Annotated in this window: 4 protein-coding genes and 1 pseudogene; 1 reads left to right on the top strand and 4 read right to left on the bottom strand. The window is 59.4% G+C overall.

Annotation, left to right across the window (positions count from 1 at the left end; translation table 11 throughout):
• Positions 1–444, top strand: a pseudogene (locus tag AC04MI_RS21855) (hypothetical protein); the annotation flags it as partial.
• Between the two features lie 371 nt (positions 445–815).
• On the opposite strand, the gene AC04MI_RS21850 reads toward AC04MI_RS21855, so the two are convergent.
• The 4 genes from AC04MI_RS21850 to AC04MI_RS21835 form a co-directional block, all read right to left on the bottom strand.
• Complete coding sequence (locus tag AC04MI_RS21850; RefSeq protein ID WP_476498686.1) at positions 816–3,953, bottom strand: type I restriction endonuclease subunit R; 3,138 nt, start codon at positions 3,951–3,953, stop codon at positions 816–818.
• An 83-nt stretch (positions 3,954–4,036) separates the two neighbouring features.
• Complete coding sequence (locus AC04MI_RS21845; protein ID WP_476498685.1) at positions 4,037–5,143, bottom strand: DUF4268 domain-containing protein; 1,107 nt, start codon at positions 5,141–5,143, stop codon at positions 4,037–4,039.
• A gap of 25 nt (positions 5,144–5,168) precedes the next feature.
• Positions 5,169–6,509: a restriction endonuclease subunit S gene (locus tag AC04MI_RS21840; RefSeq protein WP_476498684.1), complete on the bottom strand. Its 1,341-nt coding sequence runs from the start codon at positions 6,507–6,509 to the stop codon at positions 5,169–5,171.
• Positions 6,506–7,216 (bottom strand): HsdM family class I SAM-dependent methyltransferase (locus tag AC04MI_RS21835; RefSeq protein WP_476498683.1); only part of this gene is annotated, 711 nt, incomplete at its 5' end. The genes AC04MI_RS21835 and AC04MI_RS21840, both read right to left, overlap by 4 nt.

Here is a 7,216-nt window from a genome sequence, read left to right as displayed (position 1 = left end):
ATTGCAACCTGCCCATCTCTCGCCAGCTACTCGGACTGGAGCAACTGGTGCCGGCAACCCCTGCTTTGGCTTGGGCAGCCTGATCCTGCAGAAAGCGTTTTCCAGGGTTTGAAGGAAGACCCCCCACAGCTGCTGCTGGGCAGGGTCCTTTCAGGCTGGCATGAAAAGCACGGTGGTGACCCGAAGATGGTTCGCGACGTCGTCAACGCTGCGGTTCACCTTGATGAGACCGATGATTTCCGGGATGCGCTGGCTGAAGCAGCAGGGGGAAATGAAAGCATCAACGTCCGGAAGCTGGGTCACTGGCTGGCTCGTAACGAGGGCAGGATCGTGGGCCCCTACCGGCTTCGCAAAGCACCCAAGACTCGGAACGCAGAGAACTGGCAAGTCGTCGAGTCGGATGTGTCGGTATCGTCGGTTCTTCCGAGCTCCAAGACCACTTGATGACATTGAGGAGTGAGGGTGTCCATCACCCTCCCCCATCAGCACGGTCTGTGCTCGTGCCAAGACATCGGCACTGATCCTCATGCGGTGCGAAACGCAAGCTCTTTCAGGAAGGACGCGTTCAGCACTGCATTAAAGCAAACCGACTGCAAAACCAAGAAGATTGGCCCATTCAATAGCGCAAGAATCTCCGCTCCACGTAGTCTGACTGAGTCTTCAAAAGACGCGAAAACTGTTCTAGCTGAGAGTTTTCCGTCACAGTTCTCGCCGAGCATGAACCGTACCTACAAGACATCGAGCTCAAAGAGTCCCTTGCTGCTTGATCAAAGAACCTATTTTCCAGGAAGCGCGCGGTAAAGCAAGTCCACAGACTACGCTTCACCACTACGGGCACGCAGCGCCTCATACAACTGAGCAGGCCCCAACAGGATGGCCTTAAGCCCGGCTCGCACCCTCTCGCTATCCAGCGCCTGTTTGCTCATGCTGGTGTACGCACCGAAAGCATCAATGATTGCGTCGGTCAGTGCGCTGTCCAAGTCGGGGGAGTTATCGAACTGCCCCTTGCTGTTGTTGCTGGCCTGCTGCACCAGGATGTCAGACTCCAGCAGCTTGCCTTTGACATGGTTCACATAGACCAGTCGGTCGTCGTCGCTGAGCTCACCATCAAACAGGTCGTTCACCTTGGCGAGGATTTCAGAGAGCAGCACCTTCTGCTTCTCCTGCACCGCTCCACCGCCCGTATCTGTCAGTGGTTGCAACTTGTGGTCACCATCGTCGTCATGCAGAGCTAAGCTACGCTTGCCCTGATCTTTGAGACGGTGATGGGTCAATACGACCTTCGACAGATCCACCCCTTCCCGCTCGCGGCCGAAGTCGAGCAGGGGCAGCAAGCGCTTGAAGAACATTGCACGCTTTTCAATGTCCGTATTGCCGTAGTCGAACACCTGCCCCAGGAAGGCGTACACGCGCACAAAGGTGCCCAGGTCGCGCTTGAAGAGCTGCAGTGCCGCCAACTCGTCCTTGGCCGCTTGCGTCGCCGGCCCCTCCTTGTTGGTCTGTTGTGCCTGAGCAAGCGCCAGCTGGGCAGCCTTGTATCGCTTGAGTAATCGATCTGCCACCGGCTCAATTGCAGCCACCAGCATGGCTTGCGTGGCCTTGGCGTTCATCTCAGCCAGCACCACGCGCTCGACCTCGAACTCATCGTAGTGACCCGAGGCATCGAGCTTGGCGCGCAGGTCGTACACCAGATGCGGGTCGGTTACCCCCGCCAGCTCGGCGGTTTCGTAGTAGGTCTTGAACGCGGCAAGGATGTCATCCGGCTCGTTCACGAAGTCCAGGATGTAGGTAGTGTCCTTGAGGCCGTATGGGCCGCTGTAGGCGCGGTTCAGGCGGCTCAGGGTCTGTACCGCCTGGATACCGCCAAGACGCTTATCTACGTACATGCCGCAGAGCATCGGCTGATCAAACCCCGTCTGGAACTTGTTGGCCACCAGCAGGATTTGGTACTCGTCGGTGGTAAATGCCTCGCGCATGTCTCGGCCCTTGAGCAAGGGGTTTAGGCGGGTGCTGTTTTCTGTGACGGCTTCGTCTACCTGCTCCGGGTCATTCACCTCCCCCGAGAAGGCCACCAAGGTGCCCAGCTTGTAGCCGTTGTCTTGGATGTACCGCTGGACCGCCAACTGCCATCTCACCGCCTCCTGGCGACTGCCGACCACCACCATGGCCTTGGCGTGGCCATCCAGCAGAGGCTGTACGTTCTCACGGAAGTGCTCCACCACCACTGCCACCTTCTGGCTGATGTTGTAGGAGTGCAGACRCACCCAGCGCATCAGCCCCTTCATGGCCTCGCTGCGCTCGACCGCTTTCTCGTCCCATTCCTTGCCGTTGTTGGCGAGCTTGAAGGCCAGTTTGTAGGGCGTGTAGTTCTTCAGCACATCGAGGATGAAGCCTTCCTCAATGGCCTGGCGCATGCTGTAGATGTGGAATGGCGCTGGCAGGTTGCCCGGCCCGGCAGGCTGGTCTGGCTGTGGACGGCGGCCGAACATCTCCAGCGTTTTGGCCTTGGGCGTGGCGGTGAAGGCCACGTAGGTGATGCCCTTGTCGTTGGCACGCGCCGCCATCTGCATGGCCAGCAGGTCCTCCGTGCCCACCTCGCCGCCATCAGCAAGGTCTTTGAGCTCTTCTGCGCTCAGCAGCTGCTTGAGCTTGCTGGCCGCCTCGCCTGTCTGACTGCTGTGCGCCTCGTCGGCAATCACGGCAAAGCGCTTGCCTTGGGTGGCGGCCAGCTCTTGCACGGCCTTGAGGGCAAAGGGAAAGGTCTGGATGGTGCATACCACGATCTTCTTGCCGCCGCCCAGTGCCTCGGCCAACTCGCCGCTCTTGCTGCCGCCCTCACCCTTGATGGTGGCCACCACGCCCTTGGTGCGCTCGAAATCGAAGATGGCCTCCTGCAACTGCGCGTCGAGCACATTGCGGTCGCTCACCACCAGCACGCTGTCGAACAGCTTGTGGTTCTGAGCATCGTGCAGGTCGGCCAGAAAGTGCGCCGTCCAGGCAATCGAATTGGTCTTGCCGCTGCCCGCGCTGTGCTGGATCAGGTACTTGTGCCCGGCCCCTTCGGCCAGCACGGCCGCTTGCAGCTTGCGCGTGGCGTCGAGCTGGTGGTAGCGCGGGAAGATGAATCCCGTCACCTTCTTCTTGCTATCGCGCTGGGTGACCAGATAACGGCCAATGATCTCCAGCCAGCTGTCGCGCTGCCACACCTGCTCCCACAGGTAGGCGGTGYGATGGCCTACCGGATTGGCAGGGTTGCCCGCGCCGCCGTGGTCACCCTGGTTGAAGGGCAGAAAGCGCGTGGCGAGGCCCTGCAGGCGGGTGGCCATCATCACCGTGCGGTTGCTCACGGCAAAGTGGACCAACGCGCCCCGCGGAAAGTCCAGCAGAGGCTCGGCAAACGGCCTACCCTTGGGCTTGGGGATGCGGTCAAAGCGGTACTGGTCCACCGCCGCGTTCATGTCCTGCGTGAAGTCGGTCTTGAGCTCCGCCGTGGCCACCGGGATGCCGTTCAAAAACAGAACCAGATCAATGATGTCGTCGTGGTTGGTTYGGCACTGGCGCACCACACGCAGGCGGTTGGCGGCGTAGCGAACCTGCAATTCAGGGTTCATTGCCAGCGCAGGCTTGAACTGCGCTAGTTTCAGCGGGCTCTTGAGCCCCAGCAGGTCGATTCCCACTCGCAGCACCTCTAGCGTGCCTCGCTCGTCAAGCGCCTTTCGTAGGCGGTCGAGCAGCATGGCCTCAGCTGCGGAGCCGTGGGTCTTGCTCAACGCCTCCCATGCTTGGGGCTGGGTGGCCTGCACCCAGACCAGCAGGTCGGCGGGGTACAGGGCACGGGGAGTGTCGTAGTCGCTGGCGTCGCCCTCCGTGCCCGGCGCGGCATAGAGCCACCCTTGCGCTGCGAGGTGGTTGCAAATGTCGAGCTCGAACTGGATTTCGTTGTGCAGTGCCACTGACCCTCTCCCCTCTCATGCTTATGCGTTCATTTGTTGTCCCGGCTCAATGGGCATCACGTATCCCAGCCGCTCATGCCCCGCTATTCGTCTTTGAGCAACTTCAAGCGGGGTGCCATCACTGCGGCAAGGTCGGCCGCAGCCTTCATGAGTTTGCTTTGAAGAGACGCCCATTCGGTCTCCGCAGAACTCCAGCCTCCGTCAAACTCAGTACAAATGCGACATCCCGCGCCGCTATCGAGGCGCTGCCAACTGAGCGCAGCCCCAAAATCAGCCTCAATCTTGCCCTTTTGTGAGTGCAATGCGTCGAACCATGCCTTATTCGTCGCAACCTTGTTCTTGCCCAAGTGGATCCAGAGTTCTACTCGACTGCGGTCCTCAGCCAGTGAGCACGTGATGTTCGTCCCCGCCTTGCCGATACCCGCTGAGAGCCAGTGATCGGTGGTGGGGCTGCGTCCGGCGAACAATCCAGCTTGCTTCTTGGAGGTTTCGATGAACTGCGCCCAGAAACGCCGGATGCTCTCCTGGCGCTTGGTCTCCACCTTACGCTTTTCGTCTTGCTGCTCGCGCATCTTCACGATGTAGCTTTCCGCTTCGGGGAGCGGGATGATCTGCGTAACATCCACTAGGGTTTGATTGTGGTACTGGTACGGCTGCATGCGAATGCAGCGAATGCTCAGGCCCTGATCGTTGAGCCACATGACGCAAGTGGTAATTTCCGTTGAGAAGTCAGCCGACACCAAGATGATCTCGACCTTCCCCGTGAGCGTCCCGTCGGCCTCTGACTCGAGGCCCAAGTGCTCCAGCACGGCTGACCGCGCTTTCTCTCGCCCGTCATCTTGTCCGACGAACGACCGAGCATGTGCATCGATCACCTGCTCCAGCGTCATCCCCGAGATCATAGAGGCATATCGGATGGCCTGCAGGTCCATGTGTCCGCCATCGTCTGTTCGCTTGATCTCCACCACTACCAAGTCCCGGTCCTTGGACAGGCACAGCAGATCGATACGCCGGTTGCTGTCTAGCCAGTTCGAGTATTCCTCGCACAGCACCAGCAGCCCCTCTCCCAGCGGGGAAGGGTCTTGCTTGAGCATGGCCTGCAGGTGCTGCCGCTCTAGGATGGACTGGCTGGCGAACGTGGTGGTGGGCACTGACAGCAGCTGTGCGTTAGTGATGGAGTAGAGGGGCATGATGGGGTTTGCCGCGAAACTGGTCTTAGGCGCTTTCAGCGTAAGCGCTAGATGCAAGTGAAACCGGAGTATTTGCGCCGCCCGCCAACCCACGCACGTCGATCTGGCCAGTAACGGCGGCGGAGATCAGGGCGGTGCGGCGTTCTTGCAGGAGGGTGATGGCGGTGCGGGCTTGGGTCATCAGCGCGTCAAAGCGCGCCATTTGCGAGGTGATCCCGCTAAGAATCGCTGATTGCTCGGCTATTGGTGGAAGTGCAATCCAGATGTCGCTCAACGTACCAATGTTGATCACATCCATGGTGCCTCCGCGACTGAGTACAGAGAACTGCTCGAAAGTAACAGCGCTCCTTAGAACCTCGGCAAGAAAAAGCGGCAGAACGCCTTCCACAGTCCGAAGGCGGATAAGGCGGGGGTTGATGATTCCCGGCTCAGCGTCTACTGGAACAACGGCAATCTTCCCAAAGGTGCCAACGCAGCTAATTAGCAAGTCATCCGGTCGTATCTCGTACTGAGCCAACTCTGCAAACTTAGTCTGGTCGATGTAGTAATCGCCGATAGAAAAATCACCAGGGATCACCTGCTCCTGCCCGTACACCCGGTAACCCGAACTGACGTACATATCTTTGGTCAACGCAGAACCAAACGGACCGGCTTTAATGTTTGATGCAAGAAACTTTAGTCGCTTCGATTGCCAATGCGCCGGCACCTCCCCCAGCCACTCCACGCCCGAGTCCCTCATCGGCACGTTCGGGTCCAGCCCCTTGGTCACGGCGTGAGAGATGACAGCCTGGCGCTTTTCCTGCAGCAGGGCGATCAGCTTTTCCTGCTCGGCCACCAGCGCGTCGATCTTGGCGGTTTCGCGGTCGAGGAAGGTGGCTATCAATAATGCTTCATCGTGGCTGGGCCAAGGCAATGGTATGGAATTCATCCCTGCTTGAGTAAGCTTGTCGCGGGTTGAGCCGTCGATGAAATTTGCGTAGTCAGTGACGTTCAGGCAGTGAACGATGAACTTCGTGAACGTCGTCTGATTGGGCCTCAGCACATGGATGTGGTTGTTGGGCCAAACAGGTCCAATGGAGCGAAACGCAACTGGCCGGAAAGGATCGAAAAACGGTGCCCCATCTTCGCCCAGCAATACGAGCTCTTCATCGAAAAGGGGCTGATCGACATATCCCATGATTGCATTTGCGCCCCAATAGGGCACGTCGCCCGGCCTGTCAGCACGTTCAACCGAGTTGAGTGGTACCCGCTTGCCATCAATGCATTCGACCAAGTGGCGCAGACGCTTGACCTCCCAATGTGTCGGCACCTCCCCCAGCCACTCCACCCCACTGTCCTTGTACCCCGGGTATCTCGGAAAGCTCATGCCGACAGCCCCTTGATCATGTCCAAGATGCGGTCGGTGGTTTGCTTCAGCTCCACGTCAATATCGGCCAGCGGGCGCGGGGGCTTGAAGACATAGAAGTGCCGGTTGAACGGGATTTCATAGCCCACTTTGGTTTTGTCGGGGTCGATCCAGGCGTCAGGCGCGTGGGGCAGCACTTCGCGCTTGAAATACTCGCCCACGTCTTCGGTGTAGGGCACGTTTTCGGTGTCGCGTAGCTGCGCGTCAGGCTGGGGCTTGCCCTTTTGCTTGCCCTTGGTGCCCAGCACCACGTTGCCCGCTTCGTCGCGCAGCGGGCGTTCGACGGTGATGCTGTGGTAGCCAAAGGCTTTGTTGTCAAAGATGCGGCTGATGGGAGTGCCGTCGTCGTTCTGCGCCTCGACAAAATCGCCAAACAGACGGGTGATGCGGTCGATGTGGGCGTCACTGAGTTCCTTGCGCTTGGAGCCCAGGCTCTTGCGCATCTTCTGCCACATGCCTGACGCATCAATCAGCTGCACCTTGCCCTTGCGCGCAGCGGGCTTGCGGTTGCTGATGACCCAAACGTAGGTGCTGATGCCGGTGTTGTAGAACATGTCGGTGGGCAGGCCGACGATGGCCTCCAACAAGTCGTTCTCCAGCACGTAGCGGCGAATTTCAGATTCGCCCGATCCCGCGCCGCCCGTGAACAGCGGTGAGCCGTTGAGCAC

This window comes from Acidovorax sp. LjRoot204, from assembly GCF_056175785.1.
The sequence above is the reverse complement of the archived record's forward strand: the minus strand, read 5'-3'. Positions and strand labels throughout refer to the sequence as shown.